This window comes from Facklamia sp. P12937, assembly GCF_050409505.1.
Classification (GTDB): domain Bacteria; phylum Bacillota; class Bacilli; order Lactobacillales; family Aerococcaceae; genus Facklamia.
Genome location: NZ_JBNUPI010000003.1, coordinates 1 through 19,762, shown reverse-complemented (window position 1 = coordinate 19,762; position 19,762 = coordinate 1). Strand labels below are relative to the sequence as shown.

The 19,762-nt window shown below is 31.6% G+C and carries 18 protein-coding genes and 1 pseudogene; 1 reads left to right on the top strand and 18 read right to left on the bottom strand.

The window, feature by feature from the left end:
* Positions 1-327 precede the first annotated feature (327 nt).
* The 5 genes from ACQV2R_RS01595 to ACQV2R_RS01575 all read right to left on the bottom strand — a co-directional run bounded on the left by ACQV2R_RS01595 (position 328) and on the right by ACQV2R_RS01575 (position 5,205).
* Positions 328-1,269 carry an excalibur calcium-binding domain-containing protein gene (locus ACQV2R_RS01595; RefSeq protein WP_428891732.1) on the bottom strand — a complete coding sequence of 314 codons (942 nt, stop codon included), beginning with the start codon at positions 1,267-1,269 and terminating at the stop codon, positions 328-330.
* Positions 1,270-1,479: 210 nt separating this feature from the next.
* The gene (locus ACQV2R_RS01590; protein WP_428881826.1) at positions 1,480-2,682 is read right to left on the bottom strand and encodes a M20 metallopeptidase family protein; all 1,203 of its coding nucleotides are present in this window, start codon (positions 2,680-2,682) and stop codon (positions 1,480-1,482) included.
* A 12-nt stretch (positions 2,683-2,694) separates the two neighbouring features.
* Complete coding sequence (locus ACQV2R_RS01585; protein ID WP_428881828.1) at positions 2,695-3,804, bottom strand: M20/M25/M40 family metallo-hydrolase; 1,110 nt, start codon at positions 3,802-3,804, stop codon at positions 2,695-2,697.
* A gap of 13 nt (positions 3,805-3,817) precedes the next feature.
* The gene (locus tag ACQV2R_RS01580) at positions 3,818-4,483 is read right to left on the bottom strand and encodes a hypothetical protein (RefSeq protein ID WP_428873660.1); all 666 of its coding nucleotides are present in this window, start codon (positions 4,481-4,483) and stop codon (positions 3,818-3,820) included.
* Between the two features lie 20 nt (positions 4,484-4,503).
* Positions 4,504-5,205: a DUF5058 family protein gene (locus tag ACQV2R_RS01575; RefSeq protein WP_428874755.1), complete on the bottom strand. Its 702-nt coding sequence runs from the start codon at positions 5,203-5,205 to the stop codon at positions 4,504-4,506.
* A 191-nt stretch (positions 5,206-5,396) separates the two neighbouring features.
* Between ACQV2R_RS01575 and ACQV2R_RS01570 the strand changes: the two genes are divergently transcribed.
* Complete coding sequence (locus tag ACQV2R_RS01570; protein ID WP_428874756.1) at positions 5,397-6,320, top strand: LysR family transcriptional regulator; 924 nt, start codon at positions 5,397-5,399, stop codon at positions 6,318-6,320.
* Between the two features lie 64 nt (positions 6,321-6,384).
* On the opposite strand, the gene ACQV2R_RS01565 is transcribed toward ACQV2R_RS01570, so the two are convergent.
* The 13 genes and pseudogenes from ACQV2R_RS01565 to ACQV2R_RS01505 all read right to left on the bottom strand — a co-directional run bounded on the left by ACQV2R_RS01565 (position 6,385) and on the right by ACQV2R_RS01505 (position 19,438).
* Complete coding sequence (locus ACQV2R_RS01565) at positions 6,385-6,642, bottom strand: hypothetical protein (RefSeq protein ID WP_428891731.1); 258 nt, start codon at positions 6,640-6,642, stop codon at positions 6,385-6,387.
* A 713-nt stretch (positions 6,643-7,355) separates the two neighbouring features.
* Positions 7,356-8,108 (bottom strand): annotated as a pseudogene (locus ACQV2R_RS01560) (IS256 family transposase).
* Between the two features lie 599 nt (positions 8,109-8,707).
* The gene (gene neuC / locus ACQV2R_RS01555; RefSeq protein WP_428891730.1) at positions 8,708-9,838 is read right to left on the bottom strand and encodes a UDP-N-acetylglucosamine 2-epimerase; all 1,131 of its coding nucleotides are present in this window, start codon (positions 9,836-9,838) and stop codon (positions 8,708-8,710) included.
* Positions 9,828-11,105, bottom strand: coding sequence for a cytidylyltransferase domain-containing protein (locus ACQV2R_RS01550; RefSeq protein ID WP_428891729.1), 1,278 nt, complete (start codon positions 11,103-11,105; stop codon positions 9,828-9,830). Before ACQV2R_RS01550 ends, neuC begins: the two co-directional genes overlap by 11 nt.
* Complete coding sequence (gene neuB, locus ACQV2R_RS01545) at positions 11,098-12,138, bottom strand: N-acetylneuraminate synthase (RefSeq protein ID WP_428891728.1); 1,041 nt, start codon at positions 12,136-12,138, stop codon at positions 11,098-11,100. The genes ACQV2R_RS01550 and neuB overlap by 8 nt, the downstream gene beginning before the upstream one ends.
* Before the next feature lies 1 nt (position 12,139).
* The gene (locus tag ACQV2R_RS01540; RefSeq protein WP_428891727.1) at positions 12,140-12,766 is read right to left on the bottom strand and encodes an acetyltransferase; all 627 of its coding nucleotides are present in this window, start codon (positions 12,764-12,766) and stop codon (positions 12,140-12,142) included.
* A 1-nt stretch (position 12,767) separates the two neighbouring features.
* The gene (locus ACQV2R_RS01535) at positions 12,768-13,271 is read right to left on the bottom strand and encodes a serine O-acetyltransferase (RefSeq protein WP_428891726.1); all 504 of its coding nucleotides are present in this window, start codon (positions 13,269-13,271) and stop codon (positions 12,768-12,770) included.
* Positions 13,258-14,382: a hypothetical protein gene (locus ACQV2R_RS01530; RefSeq protein ID WP_428891725.1), complete on the bottom strand. Its 1,125-nt coding sequence runs from the start codon at positions 14,380-14,382 to the stop codon at positions 13,258-13,260. Before ACQV2R_RS01530 ends, ACQV2R_RS01535 begins: the two co-directional genes overlap by 14 nt.
* 1 nt (position 14,383) lies before the next feature.
* A complete protein-coding gene (gene murJ / locus ACQV2R_RS01525) occupies positions 14,384-15,892 on the bottom strand; it encodes a murein biosynthesis integral membrane protein MurJ (RefSeq protein WP_428891724.1) in 1,509 nt (502 codons plus the stop codon).
* A gap of 13 nt (positions 15,893-15,905) precedes the next feature.
* Positions 15,906-17,099 carry a hypothetical protein gene (locus ACQV2R_RS01520; protein WP_428891723.1) on the bottom strand — a complete coding sequence of 398 codons (1,194 nt, stop codon included), beginning with the start codon at positions 17,097-17,099 and terminating at the stop codon, positions 15,906-15,908.
* 1 nt (position 17,100) lies between these two features.
* Entirely contained in the window at positions 17,101-18,030 is a 930-nt protein-coding gene (locus ACQV2R_RS01515) for an ATP-grasp domain-containing protein (RefSeq protein WP_428891722.1), read from the bottom strand.
* A gap of 9 nt (positions 18,031-18,039) precedes the next feature.
* Positions 18,040-18,618: a sugar transferase gene (locus tag ACQV2R_RS01510; protein ID WP_428891721.1), complete on the bottom strand. Its 579-nt coding sequence runs from the start codon at positions 18,616-18,618 to the stop codon at positions 18,040-18,042.
* Entirely contained in the window at positions 18,611-19,438 is an 828-nt protein-coding gene (locus tag ACQV2R_RS01505) for an aldolase/citrate lyase family protein (RefSeq protein WP_428891720.1), read from the bottom strand. Before ACQV2R_RS01505 ends, ACQV2R_RS01510 begins: the two co-directional genes overlap by 8 nt.
* Between the last annotated feature and the right edge of the window lie 324 nt (positions 19,439-19,762).

Genomic DNA, 19,762 nt, shown 5'->3' with positions numbered 1-19,762 from the left:
AAATGTTGATCAACAATTTGAATTATACATATTTTTAAAGCCTTTGCAATACTCTTAAGTTTAAAATTTTTAATAATTGAAATTTTTATTTAAAAAAGGGCCTCTTTTCCTCACTCTAAGCCGATATCATACTCTTATTAAAATAAAAACATATATTTAAGATGATATAAGCAGAAGTGTGAAGAAAAGATAGTAGCTTTGACAATCGGTTGAAAGTTGACAAAATTTTAAAAAATTATAAAAAGTTGCTGACTAGAAAATAAAAGAGCCAATAGCTCGGATCGCTATCAGCTCTGAGGGGCAAGAGTCAAGATTTAGCGTTCAGCTTTACTCGCAACCAATACCATCATTATCTCGATCTAAGTGTGGACCATATCCAGGTTGTCCACGATAGACGGGAGCGGCTCCTGCTTGACGGGCAATGGTACAGTTCGCATAATAAACATTTTGCTCTGGGGCTGGTTCTGGTTCTGTATTAGTGTCAACAGGTTCTTTTGACACTACTGGCGCTGAAACTTCTTCCGTTTGATTAATGTATGAATTATTAGATTCTTGCGTTGGATGGGATGGGTTATTTTTGCTCGGTAATTCAAATAAAGCATTTGCTTTTTGAGTATTATCGGCTTGAGAAACAACGACTTGACCCGTTTGTGTATTTTTAATCACTTCAGGGAATTCGGCATTGGCTAGAAACTGATTGGAGTTATCTTCCCAAACATAATAACGATTTTTGGCAGCATAGTCTTGGGATTGAACAAGAACATCTAAGTATTCATTAGCCATTTCTGCTTCTTTTGTTTGGTCGAGTTGGATCACTGAGTAGCCTTCCGTTAAGAGAATTTCTTGCACTAATATGCCATCTAACCATAAGTTCGCCACATAATCTTCTTTTTTAACCGATTCATCTTGGAAGTCTTCTTTTTCAACTTCAAATAATTCTAATTCGACCTTGTCAGCATCTTTCATCAATTCTTCTAAGCGCTCTTTAGCTTCTTGGGCATAGGCTTCATCTTTTTCTTCTTCTGGTGAGAGGATATGCAGTAAGTTAAACGTCATAAGCTTATCCTTATCACTCTTTAAGCTGGCTTTCATAGTATTGGCCGAAAGAACCTTATATTTGTCCACTTCTTCAAAGTTTGATTGGTCTTCTCTTTCAGCAAAGACCACATAGCCTAACTCTTCCTCATTGACTTCTGCACTTACCCACGTATTAAAGAAAAGGCCTGAAGTCAATAAACCGACAGTGGCTGCTAGTAACCATTTTTTCATTGTATGCTCTCCCTTATAATTGATAGTTAATATTAATAATTATAACATAAAAAAAGAGCTATTTTCTATATCAAAAGCGAATAATCATGGTGTAAAACATCTTGTGTAAACTTAAAAATGCTCCTTGTATAGAAAAAGAGGCCCATGTCTTGTAAGATTAAGTTACGACAACTAAATCCCAAGAACATTGGAGGTCCTCTTTTAATCAATCTATTGTAAATAATCAAGGGTTGCTAAAATAAAGGCCTTAAAGGCTAAGATGAGCTTGCTTTCATCGATATCGAATTTAGAAGAATGGTGACCATGGAACTGGCCTTCAATCTCTCTTGGGTTGGCTAAAAATAAGAAAGTTGCTGGAAGCTCTTTACCATAATAGGCAAAATCCTCAGCCCCCATTAAGGCCTCTGCTGATGGAATAAGGTAATCATCGCCTAGTCCTGCTTGTAAAGCTTTAACAGTATCTAAAGTAGAGGCTTGATCGTTTACTAAGACGGGGTATTTATACTCATAAGACAGGTCAATTTTTACATCATAAGCGACTTCCAAACCTTTGGTAATCTTATTCATTCGCTGATGAACAAATGCTCTCAAATCATCATTTAAAGTCCTTACGGTGCCTTCAATGAAGACTTGATCAGGGATAATATTTTGATTAAAGCCCCCTTCAATATGGGTCACAGAAACGACTACTGGATCACTGGCTTTAATATTCCGACTCTTAATGGTTTGAAAGGCCATTATCAATTCGGCAGCCACTGTAATCGGATCTTTGGAAGATTCTGGATAACCGGCATGAAAGCCAAAGCCTTTGATTATAATCTGAAAACGATCCATCGAGGCCATCATAGGACCAACACGATAAGAAATATGACCCGGAGCAATCGCTTTATCTAAATGACCGATATGAAAACCTAATACCCGTGTTACATCCGGATTTTTAAGGACACCTTCTTGAATCATTGGCTCTGCCCCTCCGGGGTATTCTTCACCGGGTTGGAAGATTAGTTTAACCTTACCTCCAAATAAATGACGGTGATGGGATAAAAAGTCAGCGACGGCTAGAAGCGTAGCCGTATGTCCATCATGGCCACAAGCATGCATATTACCGTTTCTCGAAGCAAAAGACAAGCCCGTTTCCTCTTGGATGGGTAACCCATCCATATCGGCTCGAAGTCCCATTACTCGATCATTTGGACTCCCTTCTTTGCTTCCTTCTATGACGACAGCCAAGCCATTTCCGTTGACATAATGGTCTTCAACCGAAAGACCCATTCCTATGAGTTGACTGCGAACATAATCCACTGTCTTAGGTAAATCTAAGCCTAACTCAGGAATCTGATGTAAATCACGTCTCCATTGAATGATTTTTTTTTCGTATTGATCATTTCTTTCAAATAGTTCTTTGCTTGGCATTAAACCACCTACTTAATCTTTACTTAAATAATTGATCAACGCTTTAGTCGTTAGGATCATTTCATCCGTATCTAGGTATTCTTCCGTCGTATGAACCAGCTCCATCCCCACACCGACAATGGCTGAGTTAAAACCTTCTTCGGCAAAAAAGTTGGCATCCGATCCTCCACCGATAATTTGAGGCTCTGCTTTGACACCGACTGTTTCGTAGGCTGCGACAATTTCTTTGACGAATTTGAGGTCATCTTGACTGGCAAGGGCTGGGTAGTCACGACGCGTTTCGATGGTATAGTCGTTTGTATACTGCTGGATAATGCCTTCGTAGGCTTGTAATAATTGGTCGACCTTTTCTTCTTGATGCGAGCGAATTTCACCGGTAAAGATACAAGAATCTGGCACCACATTATTAGGGAAATCAGAAGTAATTTGCGATACATTGGCGGTTGTTTCGTCATCAATCCTTAAGAGCGGCATTTGGCTAATGACTTTGCTCGCTACTTGGATGGCATTAATGCCCTTTTCTGGTTCGATCCCCGCATGGGCCTTACGCCCTCCAATGGTGATCTCAAAGCGGTAACAAGTCGGTGCTTGGTAGGCGACCTTATTGGCCTTGCCGGCATTGTCAGCTACAATTAAGTTTTTAGCAGGATTGATATGCTGGTAGACACTTTCCCAATTAATATTCCGCGCACCTAACATCCCCTGCTCTTCACCGGGAGTGACGATTACATAAATATCTTGGTGACTAATCTGATGCTTAACAATGTATTCCACAGCGGTTAAAATAGCGGCCAGACCGGCCTTATCGTCCCCACCTAAGGTCGTCGTCCCATCTGAGGACCAAATATTGTCCTTTTTAACGATTTTTAAGTTTTTATTGGGCTGAATCACATCGGTATGAGCATTTAGTGACACGCCCTCGCCTTCTATGTCTCCTTTAATTTTCGCAAAGATAACTGGCGAATTGCCACCGTAGGTATGCTGGCTTTCGTCAAGATGAATCTCGGCTCCAAGATTTTCAAGAAATTTAATGACATAATCTGCCATTTCTTTTTCCTCTTTAGAGGGCGAATGAATCATCAACATTTCTTCAAAAATTTCTAAATTACGTTGGCTAATCATAGTATACCTCCTATTAGTTTAATAGACCTTTTTCTAATTGTTTACGCGCAAATAAAATAGTAGTAAAGATAGATGTTAAAGTAATAACAAAAGATGGATTTCCTGGAATGAACTGAACAATGTAGATCATAACGGTTGAAATCAACAGTGCAAAAAGACCGGTCTTGTATGACTTGACCATAAATTGGCCAAAGATTGCCCCATAAATGCCTGGAATGATTAGCTCAAAATACTTCGCTAAGTCGGCAGGTAAGGTAGTAATCACCGTTTGTCCTAAAATGGTCGCAAAAATCACAAAGAAAACAGCCACATAGATGGATACAGCTAAACCGATTGTCCCCATCAAAGCCCCTTCATCTGTCCCTTGCTTGTAGCCTGAGGCTTCCGATGAAATGGCTGCGGCAGGAATCTTCATATTGACCCCATTACCTGATAACATGGTTAAATATAAGCCTGATGTACCAACAATTGGGAAGTAAGTTAAAGGTTCACTCAGATAGAAAGCTCCAGAAACAGACATTTGTGAAATAGCTCCGGCGATGATGGCGGCAAAACCTGGATTATAACCAAAGACAAAGGTCATGGTTAGAGGGGGTAGTAATACGGCAATCACTCCCAAGACCATGGTTAAGCGGCCAAAATTAGTTATACTTTTGGTGAATTTTTCATAGGCTCCCATTCTTTTTCCTCCTTATAGATCTAAACAAAGAACATGCCACATAAAGCACCGGCAAACATGGCAATCGTTAGTGACCAAGACTTTAACCATTCGTATTGGTCGCTTAATTTTTGGCAGATAATCATAATCACTAAAGCCGATAAAGAAGCGACAGCGTAGGATGGATTGACATTAATTTTTACGACATTATTCATGACAAAGTAGGCAAAAGACCCTAACATGGCACCGACACTGACTGCTGGTAATAAGGCCTTTCGTCCACCTGTCATAAAATCATTAATAACATTCATGCGATGGCCAAAGAAGAAGGTCACAATTAGCCAAGGGATAACCCCTAAAGCCGGCGTCCATAAGGCATTGGCATACACCGTTGGATCCATCATTGGAGAGAGTTCTCCGCCTGCTGCTTGCGCACCAAAGGTGGCGGCCATGGTTTCATAGTTGGTACCTCCAATAATTGACATCCGCAAGGCTGAAACTGGCGCACCTAATGAGACAATCAAGGATAAAATACTCCCTACAATCCCTAAAGCCGGTCCAATACTGGCCATGGCTGCGACTCGTAGGCCTTTTTTAACGCGCTGTTGATCCATATTTAATTCTTTGGTTGCCTTCATCGCTTTCTTTAGGATGTAGGTCCCTTGAATCAACACTAAAGCAATACCAATTCCACTAACCAGATACATCAAAGGATGGTTGGCAAATTTTAGATGGTCTGACATACAGATTCCTCCCTATTAAATTTTAAAAAAAGACTTCAACTATGATAAACTAATTGAGAACCGTTCTCTTTTAAAGATAGCGCTTACATCTTTAATTAAATTTTACCATCATCCTCTAGCAATTAAAAATAGATGATAACAATACCACCTATCCTCATTTACTTATAATCAAACTATTAGGAGCTTAGACCATGGACATTCATCATATTCAATACATTTTGGAAATCGCTAAGACGGGTTCAATCAGCAAAGCTTCTCAAAATCTTTTCGTTTCACAACCCTATTTGAGTTCAATATTAAAAAGGTTTGAAGAATCGATTGGTTTTACTATTTTCGATCGTACTCACAAAGGGGTTCAACTAACGAATGATGGCCAGCAAGTTCTTAATGATTTGGAAAAACTCGATGCCCTTTATCAGTCAATTGAAACCAAATATCTAACACCGACTAATTACTTCTCTTCGCTTTCTATTTCTGCCAGGAGGTCTTCTTATATTGCTTTTGCAATCGCCAAAATGATCAACCGCCTGCAAGAGGAACATCATAACTTATCGATCAAATTTTCTGAAACAACCAACTTACAAGTCATCGAGGATGTTAATAGTGGCAATGCAGATATTGGTATTATTCGTTTTTATACGGAGAACAAGGAGCATTTTGAAAATCAATTAAAAGCGCGTTATATTGAGTGGAAGCAGCTTTCCTCCTTTCCTCGAGTCGTTCTGATTTCCCAGCAGCACCCACTGGCTAAAAAAGAGCATTTAGCACTTAAAGACTTAGAACCCTTTACAGAAATTATCCACGGTGATTTTGAATGGGATGATTATACTGAGGCCTATTTATGGCAGAAAAAAATTAATTCCTCAAAGAAATTAATCCAAGTTTATGAGCGGGGTTCACTGCTTGACTTTATCGCTACCATTAAAGGCAGTTACACTTGGACCACAGCTACCTATCCAACGATTCTAGAAAAATACAACTTAATTGAAAAAAGCGTCTTACCGAGTCATTCGGAATGTTTAGATTATATTATTTATAAGGCGAAGCTTGAAAAATCAGTCATCCTTAAACTAGTCGAAGAGAAAATCGATGAAACGATCCAATTATTTAATTAATAAGTAGGGCGAAAATAAAAATCCCTAGAGCTAACTTCAACTCTAGGGGGTTAATCTATTCATCTTATTCTTCCAACTTCTCTCGCATATACTGACGGATTTCCTCAGCGAATTCGCGGTGGAGGGCGAAGTCAATGGTGGTCTTAATAAAGCCGATTTTCTCCCCGACGTCATAACGAATGCCGGTAAAATCATAAGCATAAACAGGTTCGACTTGGTTCAGAATTTGAATAGCATCGGTTAATTGGATCTCTCCACCCGCTCCGACTTGTTTCTTAGCTAAAAAATCAAAAATCTTAGGCGTTAAAACGTAGCGCCCCATAATGGCTTGGTTGGGTATAGAGAAAGCTGTTCCCTATTAAGACTTTTGAAAAAATTTGCTAAATATAAACAACGTTTTTGAACAATTTGATTATTTATGAGGAACGAATTAGAATAATCTTTTGGAATAAGCTAGATTACACTTGTAATAATTACTCATAAATCTATAGAAGATGGAAGTTTGAGACTTCTATTAACTTACGATAATATCATCTAAAATGAAACGAAAAATATTATCGAATGGAATATCAAAACTATAATTAAACCACATATATATTCGAGAAAGACATAAGTTAATTTTAAATATAAAAAATAATTCAAAGATTATCAATAATGGATGTAAAGGGTAGTGTCAAATAAATTGTGTAACCTACATTTTAAGATTGTAATTACCAGATTAATACTTCCATTATTTTTGATCCTAACCTCGCATTTTAGATGATCTTTCGAACGCCGTGTGGATTTGATTGCATCTGTAAGATCGATAGGTCATCTAAAATGCGAGGGAAGCAACCAACAGTCGCTAGTTTAGTCCATTAAGATACTTGCGGCTATGTGATGCCTTCTCTTAATTTCGTCTCGTTAACTGGTCGTTTTTATCTAAAAGATATTGAAGTTCAAAGGTTACTTTACCAAAGCCTTTATGTATCCGATGTCCAAACTTTGCGTTATACTCGCTAACGTAACAATAGACTGTTTTTTCCAGAGAGGCTTCTACGATACTACTGGCTTTAGGAACTTTTTTAGTGACGCTAACACTTCTTGACGGTTCTTCAAACGGACTTTCATGGAGACCTGTCTCAGTAGGTCTGTCCAACAAGATGGATGAAGAGCCATCGGAAACTCATTAGTCAGGGCCTCCGCTAACCCGGTTAATTCATCTAAAACAAAGAGCAAAACATTTTCTAGCCCCCTCTGTTTTAAATCTTAGAGAATTTCACGGTAATGAAGAGCTGACTCTGTAGGATAGACTTGAAAATCGAGTATTTCCTTATAGCCTTGAGCATCGATACCGATAATAGTATGGACGGCTTCCTTAGAGACATTTCCACGCCTTACAGGGACAAAAGTAGCCTCACAGTATAAACATACATCGTCTTGTTTAATCAGACGTTGTCGGTAAGCGGCTAATTCTTCTCCAAATGTTTTTGATAGATTGGAAATGGTCGTTGGAGAATAATGAGGACCCTACATCTTTTCGATGAGCTTTGAATCGTCACGTGTCGTCACAGCCTTTTGAACCATCCAAACAATCATCTCCTCTAGATGAGAGAGCACTTCTTGAAGACATTGGAGTGTTTTAACGTCTCATTCACCTAAACGATCACGGGGAATTTTAAGATTCAACCTGCCATATTCTGTTATTAAAGTTCTCGAATAATAGCCATTTCTAGAATTGCCTGCATGGTAGCCTTTTACTTCCCATTTCTCATCATCAAGAAAGACGATTCTTTCACTTTCAAGCAGTAGATTAATCGCTTCTTCTAAAGCCGGACGAAACAGTTCATGAACAGATTCACCTTGGGCTAGTGTTATGAATCATTTTGTGTTAAAGTCTTCCATAAGGGACCTCCTATGTGTGATTGTTTTGTGGTTATCACAATCTTACATAAGTGAGGTCTCTTTTTCTAGGGAGTCTCGGAGCTTACACAAGAAATTTTACACTATGATGTAAAGTTAAACATTTAAGAAATTTTGAATTAAATAGAGTTTCTTACTTACTATTGTAGATGGTTCTCACTTGGACTAAATAAATACTAAATATATCATATAATTTAATAAGACATTTTTAGTATGTTTTGATATAGGAATATAACTATAAAATTGTTCTTACATATCTAGATCTATCTCAAGATAGCTGTTTAAAAATTAATATTTAGCGAACACTCATAATTTTGTTAGCTTTAATAAAAAGAAAAATGATAGTAGAATTTCCTGACAAACTTCTGTATTTAACCAAAGAAAAGTTAAATTTTGTATATTTTTTACATATTCGATAATTTTAATTGTGATTTAGAAAAGAATGACTAATAAAAATAAAGTTTTTAGCTTTAATTAATAACTGATTATAAATCATAGAAATTTTTAATATTATTTTTATGTTGTTTTAAAATTTCTATGGTCTGTTTTATATATTCATTTAATGTATTTTCTTTAAAATAAGGATTTAAAATTTTTTCATCACTTTTAGTTTTAATGAGTCCTATTTTAATGGAATTAATAATATCCTCTTTTATACATTTTGAATCGATTATTGAATTAGATTTTATTCTTCCTCTTTGCCTATCACCAATATTAATTGAATAAGTACCTAAACTTGGTGCTTCAATAATTCCAGATGAAGAGTTTCCAATAAATAATTCAGCTTTGTTGATAATATTCTGGAATTCGTAATTCTCTAAATTAGTAATATAAGTTGAATTCGTTTTTTTAGCATATTTTATTACTAAATTAAATATTTCGTTAGAATGAGTATCAGCATTAGAACCTATAAAGACAAAATGATATTTATCTTTAAAATAATCTAAAGCATCAATTAATTCTGTTATTTGTGATTTTGTAGAAACCGAAGTAAGTGTCTCAGGGTGGAATAGTATAACAAAATAAGGTTCTGACCAAGGTACTGTGAAATTCTTATCAACGTTATTTAATGCATTAAATGCTCCCAAAGCTCCCATATAATAGACATTTTTAGGATGTTCACCTAACTGAATGACTCTTTGTTTGTATTGAGGTGTTGAAGTAAAATGATAGTGACTCATTTTGGTGATAGAATGCCTTATAAATTCATCATAATTACCCAAAGTAATTTCCCCACCATGTAAATGTAAGATAGTTTGCTTATTCATCGCAGCTGCTATCGATACTGCCATCATCTCATATCTATCTCCTAAAATTATTAATAGATCATATTTATTTTTACTAAAAAATTTACCGAATTTATCTAAAGCGATAGACATACTATGAATAATATTTGAATTGTCAGTGGTTTCAATAGATAATGGAGCTTCAAATTTAATTTTAAATCCATCTTTAACTATTTCTTCTTTAGTATAGCCAAATTTTCTTTCTAAGTGTGAACCCGTAACTAAAATATCTAAATCTATAGTTTCTATATTTGAAAGAGCTTTTAAATAATTTTTTACTATTCCATATTCTGCTCTTGATCCAGTAGCATAAGCAACTTTATACATCATAATTTCCTTCCTGAAATATAATTGTCTTTATTTTAGAATTTAAGAGCTCATATCCTTCTTTACTAAGATGAACTCCGTCTTCAGAGTATTTATACAAAACTTTTCCATAAGAATTATAAAAGTTTACCCAATCTATAATATGAATATTATTTAATTTAGAAATTTCATATATTGCTTTATTGTATTCTTCAATTTGAGTATTGTTAACATTGATATTTACATTGTTATGCATAATTTTAAAAATATAGATTTTACTATTCGAAAAATATTTTTTAACAAATTCTATAATATTATTAAGGGAAAATTTAAATTCTTCCTTTAAATATCCTTGTTTAATATCATTGATGCCTAACATTATAAATATATAGTTATATGAGTTACAAGTTTTCATTTTATTAATTAAGTATGTAGATATATCTTTTGCACAAGCTCCACTGATCCCAAAATTAGATATGATTTTATCAGAAACTTTTTCATAAGGATAACAATCCATCACAGAATGGCCTAAAAATAAGACCTCTCCGCCTCTATCGTAATATTTAAGTTTTTCTTTAATTCTTTTTCTTACTTTGATGGATATTTCTTCTCGAGAATTCTTTCTTGAAATAATATTAATAGCTTGATAAAAGTCCTCAGGTGTATCAAGATCGATTGATTCATTAAGAGGCATTATGTAAGCTATTGATTTGTCTCCAAAAAAATCACCTTTAAGTATATATTTTTCTGGTTTCCCTATAAAAATTGCCCCATTTGGATAGTATTCCTCATACTTTTGACGAGAATAGTTCTTATAATTAAGATTAAAATTCGACATAGTTTGGTTATTTAAAGATTTAATTAATTTACTGCTTTTATCACTTTTTGTAACAGAAACACAAAAATCAAATGGTTCTTTAAATATTTTATATGCCTCTACTATGTTGCTTTCGGTCCTAAGAGGAGAAGTAGGTTGTAGTAACGCGAAACTATCAAATGCTATACCTTCGGATTGAATTTTTTTTATTGCATGTTCTATAACCATATAAGAAGAAGCTTTGTCATCAGAAAGATTTTTATCTCTCAAAATTATTTTTGCACCATATTGCTTTGAAATTTCTGCGTATTCTATTGAATCGGTTGTAACATAAACGTTTTCACCAAAACATTTTGATTTTAATGCAGCTTCTATCGTATAAGCAATTACTGGCTTACCTTTAAGATTCATTATGTTTTTATCAGGTAAACCTTTTGATCCTGATCTAGCTGGAATTATAGCTATACTACTCATCACTTTCCTCCCACTTAAAATTAGGGTCTACAATCAAATCATCTTCTGAAAAGTTAAACATAGCTTCTTTTCCTAGAATATCATACCATTTCATTGGAGATATTCCATTTCCCGGTCTTTTAACAGTTAGGTTTTCTTCGGTGAATATTTCTCCCTTTTTTATGTTTTTATTTGCTATTATTGATTTTCGAGCTATAATCTTGTTATTTTTTTCAGATTCAGTAATAATTTTTTTATTATAACCAAACATTTTTTCAGCTCTTCTTATTTCTATTACCAAATTATTTAGTTCTTCAGGTGTTGCAGATGCATGATGATCTGGACCAGGTAAATCTTTATTTAAAGTAAAATGCTTTTCAATAATTTTAGCACCTAAAGAGACGGCCATTATCGCTGCTGTTGAGCCTACTGAGTGATCTGAAAAACCAATTTTATGATTCGGAAATATATTTTTTATTTCATTTAATGCAGTAATATTAATATCATTATCTGGAGTTGGATACTCTGTATTGCAATGTAGTATAGCTATATCATTCTTCTTAGTATTTAAAACCTTAACTGCAGTTTTTATTTCCTGTATCGTCGACATTCCAGTGGATAAAATTATTTTTTTATGTTCACATTTAATTTCAGAGATTTTTTTAAGATAGGGAAGATTTGTAATTTCTCCAGAAGGAATTTTCCAAATGTTTTGGTTTATACTTTCTAAAAACTCTATAGATTCCATATCAAAAGGAGTTGAAAAAACTATTAACCCTAAATCTTCAGCATACTTTTTTAAATTCATGTAATCTTTAAAAGATAATTCCAATTTTTTTGTCATGGCTAATTGTGACTCTTCATTGCCTGTAGTCTTAATTTGATATTTTGCTTTTGGAGCGTGCTTAGAAATTAGTCTTTTAGAATTAAAAGTTTGAAACTTTACAGCATCAACACCAGCATTTTTTGCTTTATTAACTAAAACTTTTGCAAGATTTATATCACCATTATGATTACATCCGATTTCAGCAATTACAAATACTCTGTTTTCCATTTTAATCCTCCTCTGAAATATTTAAGGGTTTAGCCGGTATCCCAACAACAGTTGAATTTTTCATAACATCTCTAATAACAACTGCACCAGAACCTACAATTGAATTTTCTTCAATCATCAATTGACCGTTTACTATAGAGCCACTACCTATAAATGCTCCATCTTTAATGATCACATCACCATTTACAGTTGAATTGGTCGAAATATTAACGTGATTTTCAACTTTTACTCCATGCTCTAATAAAGCTTTTGTATTAATTACACAATTATTTCCAATATTAACCATAGAATTTATTATAGCTAATTTTCCTATAAAGCATCCTTCACCAAGTTTTGCATTTGGAGAGACAATAGAGGTTTTATCAATAATATTAATAAGCCCGCAGTTTAATCTTTTTAATTCTTCATACCATTTTTTTCTCTTTATATTATCACCTATAGCTATAAAATATAAATAATTATTAAAGTTTTTTATTGATAATATCTCACTGCTGAGAATTGGTAATCCTAGATGGGTTCCTTTCTTCCTGTCATCAATAAAACCAACTATCTTATAATTTTCTTTATTAATTGAATCTATTACAGATTTTGCATATCCACCTGCTCCTATAATAATAATCTCAATCATTTTACTCTCCTTCTCTAAATATTACCTGGGCAGGAATTCCAACTGCAGTGGAGTTAGATGGTATATCATTAATTACTACTGCATTTGCACCTATTCGAACATTATCCCCTATCTTAACATCACCTAATATTTTTGCTCCACAGCCGATAAAACAGTTATTTCCTATAACAGGTGATTTATCAGACTTAAATGAATTTGTTCCAATAGTTACCTGATGAAAAATTATTGCGTTATCTCCTATTACAGAATTTATACTAATTATAACTCCATTGCCGCCATGTGGAATTTGAAGATTTTTGCCTATATTAGCTTGAGCTGGAAATTCACAATTTAGAAAAGTACGAACAACGATCATATCTATAAGCCTATATAAATACCATAATAGATACTTGAGGATTTTACATTCCATCTTATAATAGATATAATTTCCAGCTTTATAAATAGGCCATATAACAAAGCCTCTAAGTCCATGTAATCTAGTCCATGTATCTTTAAATTTTTGCATTTAGAGATTTCCTTTCTAAAGAATTTAAATTATTGACGTAAATACAAGCTAGAATTAAAAATGGTGTAATTAACATTGTAGCAGTTGATAGCCCAAATAAACCGCCAAATACACTAATTATTATTGAAATATATATTGGCATCATCTTAGGTTTTACACTATTAATTCTTTTCAAAAAGAAAGGTAGGCTAATAAAAAAAGAAAGTCCCAATGTAGTAATTAATATAGTTAATAATGAGTTTTTATAAAAAACACGTCCTACTCCATGCTTTAACATTGATAAAATACCTTTAAAGCCTCCACCAAAAAAATTGATGTTCTTCATTATCATTATAACTACATGATCATAATAAATTAAATAAAGGATTGTTAAGAATACAAGCAAAGAAAATAAATGTTTGATTTTTAAGTAACCTTTATTTACAAATATAACTAAAAGTATGGCTAAAATTTGAGTAGCAGCTACAACTACAGTACCACTGCTGACAGTAGTAAATAATAATCCAACAAAAGTCATTAATATTTCAGGAAATAAGTAAAAACGTTTATATTTCAAAACTTTTATTTGCTGAAGTAAAATGATAGAAAACCCAAAATACGCAAAAATTAGTCGGCCGTTCATAAATTCTAACATAATTAAAGAAGCGATAATAACTATAAAAGAATATATATAAGACTTATGATTAAATTCATGAGCTATCTTTTGAAAAGTGATAATATATAAACTCATTATTATTAAACTATAAATTGTAAAAGCTTTATCGATATCAATAAAAAAGCTGTCACTTAAAATAACTGATGGATAAGTAACAAAGTACCTTGGCCCCCATATATGACCCGCTAAAATCAATTTTATAGGATCTTCACCTAATAATGTTTCCGCTTGAGGTAAATAATTAAGTTGAATAAATTCAGAAAAACATAAATATTGATAGAATATAAGAAGAAATATGTTTAAAATTATTTCAGTCCGTGTATTTGATAATAATAATAAAATTAAAATCATTGAGGAACCTAGAATAAAAATGAAATTACTTGTTGTTAAAAAAAGCATTAATGAAATTATTATAAAGAAGAAAAAGAAAATTAATTTATAAACTTTAAATTTCAAATTATCGTCCCCTTATCTTGTGCTGAATTAATGAAACAATTTCTTTAATATAAAAATAGTCTAAAATATATAAGGAAAATACATAAATAAAAATCATAATGAAAGAATCAAATATAAAATTAAGTGAAATAAAATCAGCAATAAAATAGTTAAAAAGTTCGTAGAATATTATCATCAAAACTGTTGAAAATATAATCTTAAATATATTTTTTATAAAATTAAATGAGATAAATGTTTTGACATTTAAATTTAACTGATAAAATAAAAGAATTGAAAATAATATATTAGAAATACTCGTTGCCAATGTTATACCTCCAATACCATATTTCTTGGATAGAAGTATACTCAACATAGTATTCAATAAGACTGATATAATGGAGTTTTTCATTGGAGTAGATGTATTTTTTAAAGCATAAAAGCCTCTATTTAAAATTTCTCTTAAGCCAAAACCTATTACACCAAATGAATAGAAAAATAATGCTTGAGAAGTCATCTCTATACTATTCTTATTAAATGCTCCTCTTCCGAACATTAATGAAACTATTTCAGTAGAGAAAAAAGCCAATAGTACTGATGTAGGAACTAAAATAGCTAGGATTATTTCAATTGAATCTGAAATTATTTTTTTAAAGTTATCTAAGTCACTACTGATGAACTTTATTAAACGCGGATATATAACAATACTAATAGGTGTTACTACAATTGCTTGAATAAATTCTAAAATTCTATCTGCAAATGTAATTGAAGATATACCACCTATTACTATATATGACACAATATTTTTATCAATAATTTTACTTACTTGATCTGTCGCAGTTGTAACTATAGATGGTAAGGATATTCTTAGCATTTTTTTTATATACTTATTATTAAGATTTAATTCTAAATTATATCTAAAATTAAACCCTTTTAAAAAAGGTATTATAAAAATCAATTGAAATATTGATGCAAATAAAATTCCATAAGGAAGCAATTTTGCAGATAATATCCCGGCAAAAAACACTAAGATAGTCCAAATAAAAGTATACAGTAAATTCACAATTGATGGGACCAAAATTTTACCTTTCATTTGCAAATAACCTTTTATGACGAATGTTGAACTTACAAAAAGCACTGAAAAAATACTAACTTTGAGTAAGTCTACAGCTAGTTTTGTTGATTCTTTATTGAAACCTGGTGCAAAAATAAATATTGCTTTTTCGGGAAAAATTAATACTATAAAAAGTATAAAAGATACAATGACACTTAAAATAGTGATTAAGTTATTTGTAAATCTTTGCGCCTCACTTTCTCCTTGAGTATCGCTAACCTCTTGAAATATAGGCATATACGTTGTTTGTATAGCAGCACCTACAAATGTTAAGAAAAAACTGGGGATTCCAATTGCAATTAAATAAGCATCTGTGGTTAAGCTTGTCCCAAAGTAGAATGATAATATTAGCTGTCTAATAAAACCAAATAATTTTGAAATAATAGTTAATATAAATATAATCAATGATTCTTGTCTCATGAAAACTACCTCACTATAAATAAGAAGTTATGATATTTGAAATATTAATTTCAGGATTTAAAACATTGTCTATTTTTTTCCTTTTATTTTTTATATCTTCAAATAAGGTAGGGTCATATAAAGAATTTAAAACAACTTCTTCCATTTTTTTCAAATTGGTTAACATTATTGCACATCCCATTTCATGATATTTAACCGGATAGTCTTCATTCAAATGATTAATAACTAATAAATTTTTATCATTAGTAATTGCTTGCATACCAATTGTTGAAAAGAACGTTATTATTAGGTCTGATTTTTCTATTAGCAAACTTGAATTAATATCCTTTAAAACAAAAAGGTTTTCTATTTTACTTTTAAAAACAAAAGATTCTTCATTAGGATGAAGTTTCCATATGAAGAGAATTTTGGGGTTATTTAAAGCTATGCTTTTATATTCTTTTCTAATCTTTTCAATATCTTTTAAATTCGGTTGTGAAAAAAGCGTAACAATTTTAGAAAAAATTTGTGGTTGATAATTTTCATAAAAGTTACTTTCTTCTAATTTTTCATATCTATTAATTAAATTTGGTTGACCAGTAACTCTTATATCTTTTTCTGGGACTTTCGGAGCTATTTCTAAAAGCTTTCTTTTTGATAAGTTATTTTGAACACAAAATATTGATTTATAATCATATTTAAAATTTTTACTTATCAAATCAATAATTCTTACCACTTGTATCCCAAGATCGTTACCTTGAATTGCTGCAGCTTTTTCCGATCTTTGTCCGCTACTAACCACTATAACTTTTGGACTAACATTAGATAACAGCCTTTTAAATAAATTTAAAGGACAGAACACCTTTTTACCAAATTTTTCATAATAATCTTCAGCTCTTTGTTTTGAATTAAATTGTTTTGAAAGATCCCAAATATTTATGCCTATATACCAATAAATTACTTTGCTTGGTATTCCGGAATTTATGTCATAATTTTTTTCAAAATATTTTTCTGAAAAATATTTTATTTCTCCTAATTCTGATTCTGTAAAGAAACATTTTAGATCTTCATAGGTTTTAAATGGTATATTATTATCTTTTAAAATTTTATAACTTGAGGTTAAACTTAGAACTTGACATTTAACCCCTCTTTTTGCTAACTCATTATAAACCGGAATAATACTTTTAACATGTCCACCGCCATAAGTTACAAACAATACATCTATCATTCTATAATTCTCCCATCATTTCAAGACTAGTGTCTATCATTATAGCTGAGATGTCTATATTTTGATTTTTAAAGAAATTATAGCTTGAGCCATTATATCCAGTGACTATTATAGAGTTCAATTCAAGTACATAAGGCTTTAATTCTTTTTCATCTAATATTATATCTACTCTTGATAATCCAGGAATATTCAATGATTTGACAACTTTCAAAGCCATATCTTGAATTCTTTGCTCAATTTCAGGAGACATTTTTTCTGATTTCGCTTCTGAAAAACCATTCAATTTATATTCTTTAGCTTTGCTATAATATACAACACCTAATGACTTTGGTGAATCTTTGAGATTATAATATATTGGCACAGTGCAATCATTTCCCTCAATATATTCTTCTACAATTATTTTGTTATTAGATTGCAGACATAATTTAGCCGAATCATACATATTCTCAATATTATTAACTTTTACTGGTAAAACTATATCCTTATTAGGTTTTACTACTAAAGGAAATTTTAATTCATAAAGCACATCTTCTGTTTTATTTATGAGACTTTGGATATTGTCAAAACTAAAAAATTTTGGCGTATAAATATTATGAGCCAATATTTCTTTTTTGAATTTCAACTTATCTTTAGCTAACATACTTCTATTAAGGTTAATGTTAGTTATAAAGTTAAAATCTCTATTTCCAACTAGTTCCAAAGCTTTTATATGACCGGTTCCTATCAAAACTTTTTTCACATTTAATCTATTAAAAAAATTAATTATTTTATTAGAATTTGATAGGTCAGTTTCTAACAAATAATCAGCTTTATCAGATCCTGGCTCACCTTTTTTACCAGCAATTAATGCGACCTTGTATCCTTTGAAATGTAATCTATCAATTAATGAATCTCCACTTGAACCTGCAATTAATCCTATAATATTTTCCAATATAATCCCTCAATTCGATTCTGTATAATTTACAACTATTTTTAAAGTTTTTAATAAAATATTAATATCTTGTTTAAAAGATATTGTTTTTGAATATAGAATTTCATACTTTCTTTTCTGTTCAGTTGAAATTGAGCTTCTTCCATTGACTTGAGCTAAACCTGTAATACCTGGTTTAACAGAGAAAAGAGTACTGTTTAAATCATCATTATTATAATTTTTTAAAGTTCCAGGACGAAAACCGACTAGACTCATATCTCCTTTTAAAACATTAAATAGTTGGGGTAATTCATCTAAACTTGTTTTTCTTAGAAATTTGCCAGCCTTAGTTATACGTGTATCATTACTTTTTGTATACTCAGGTCCTAATTTACCTGCATCGATAACCATTGTTCTAAACTTATATATCTTGAATTGCTTCTTATTTTTTCCTAATCTTGTTTGTATATAGAATATGGGTCCTTTTGAATCAATTTTAATTAATATAGATATTAATAAAAAAATAGGTAGAAGCACTATTATTAAGAAAAAAGATATAATAAAATCAAATATTGGTTTAACAGTATTTTTATAAAAGGTATTAGTCATATTTATCCTCCACTATATTGTTTACAATTTCATTAACGACTTTCTGATTTTTTTGAAAATCTGAGTTGCTATAATTAATAACTTCCTTCTCTAATGTACGAATTTTAGATACTTCGTTTTTAAAATACTCTCTTATTTCATTTAAATTATTTATTGTCGAATTTTGACTGTAGAAAGTTCTGGATAAAATAGCCATTTCTGATTTTAGTCTATAATGTTCAATTAAGATATTCTCAGCAGGTAGTAATCCTGCACCAATTTTTCCAAATCCTCCAAAACCAAATTTTATATTACTTTGATTAACTTTTTTAGAGATACTCTCAACTGTCCCATCAGTAAGTAATTCAAACATGAATTTTCTTTTTAAATCTAAGTGAAGATCATTTAAACCTACATGAATGTAATCAATTCCTGGAATTTTCAAAATTTCGTCCAACTTTTTAACCGCTTCGCTTGTTTCTAATAATAGTACAGTTTTCACTCTTTTATTAACCGAAGAGATAAAAAACTTTACCTCTTCGACCTTTTTAAAATAAGGTAACATTATTAAATCAGTTCCTGAATTTATAACATTGTCTATTTCATTTAAAGATTCGTTATTAATAGGATTAATTCTAGTTAAAATTTTTGAATTAATTAAATGACTTTTAATTTTTGATATATCATTTAAGGAATGGTTGGATATGACAGTGTCTAGATGTCCCTGCCTTTCAATTTTACCTTTGATTTCTAAATCAATAAATATCCAATCAATTCCACATTCATCTGCTATTTTTGCTAATTTTTCATTATTTGTTATATACATTAATTTCAAAAACAAATTAAGTCTTCCTTTCATTTTTAAAGAGAACCTAAACACCAATTGTTAATAATTTTAAAATTATTATTCATGAAACTATTTATAAATTGCAAATAGAACTTAGCCTCCTAGAATAAAGTAGGCCTCGCTCATGAGAAGTGTGAGTTCAATGATCCGTGTAGCTGTTTAATCTTTCTGTGAGGGTTTGAAAAGAAGCTGAGCCATGGTAGCCTGATGGGCTGAGCGGTTTATCTGGCGTTTATGCTAGGAAACCATGGCTCAGCTCCTTATCAAGCCCTCACGTCAAGCTGTTTTCTGTTCATTCTTCCACGCCTTAACAAACAC

Coding starts and splice junctions, on each gene's coding strand:
- ACQV2R_RS01595 (WP_428891732.1), bottom strand. CDS start 1,269: ATGAAAAAATGGTTACTAGCAGCCACTGTCGGTTTATTGACTTCAGGC.
- ACQV2R_RS01590 (WP_428881826.1), bottom strand. CDS start 2,682: ATGCCAAGCAAAGAACTATTTGAAAGAAATGATCAATACGAAAAAAAA.
- ACQV2R_RS01585 (WP_428881828.1), bottom strand. CDS start 3,804: ATGATTAGCCAACGTAATTTAGAAATTTTTGAAGAAATGTTGATGATT.
- ACQV2R_RS01580 (WP_428873660.1), bottom strand. CDS start 4,483: ATGGGAGCCTATGAAAAATTCACCAAAAGTATAACTAATTTTGGCCGC.
- ACQV2R_RS01575 (WP_428874755.1), bottom strand. CDS start 5,205: ATGTCAGACCATCTAAAATTTGCCAACCATCCTTTGATGTATCTGGTT.
- ACQV2R_RS01570 (WP_428874756.1), top strand. CDS start 5,397: ATGGACATTCATCATATTCAATACATTTTGGAAATCGCTAAGACGGGT.
- ACQV2R_RS01565 (WP_428891731.1), bottom strand. CDS start 6,642: ATGGGGCGCTACGTTTTAACGCCTAAGATTTTTGATTTTTTAGCTAAG.
- neuC (WP_428891730.1), bottom strand. CDS start 9,838: ATGATGTATAAAGTTGCTTATGCTACTGGATCAAGAGCAGAATATGGA.
- ACQV2R_RS01550 (WP_428891729.1), bottom strand. CDS start 11,105: ATGAGTAGTATAGCTATAATTCCAGCTAGATCAGGATCAAAAGGTTTA.
- neuB (WP_428891728.1), bottom strand. CDS start 12,138: ATGGAAAACAGAGTATTTGTAATTGCTGAAATCGGATGTAATCATAAT.
- ACQV2R_RS01540 (WP_428891727.1), bottom strand. CDS start 12,766: ATGATTGAGATTATTATTATAGGAGCAGGTGGATATGCAAAATCTGTA.
- ACQV2R_RS01535 (WP_428891726.1), bottom strand. CDS start 13,271: ATGCAAAAATTTAAAGATACATGGACTAGATTACATGGACTTAGAGGC.
- murJ (WP_428891724.1), bottom strand. CDS start 15,892: ATGAGACAAGAATCATTGATTATATTTATATTAACTATTATTTCAAAA.
- ACQV2R_RS01520 (WP_428891723.1), bottom strand. CDS start 17,099: ATGATAGATGTATTGTTTGTAACTTATGGCGGTGGACATGTTAAAAGT.
- ACQV2R_RS01510 (WP_428891721.1), bottom strand. CDS start 18,618: ATGACTAATACCTTTTATAAAAATACTGTTAAACCAATATTTGATTTT.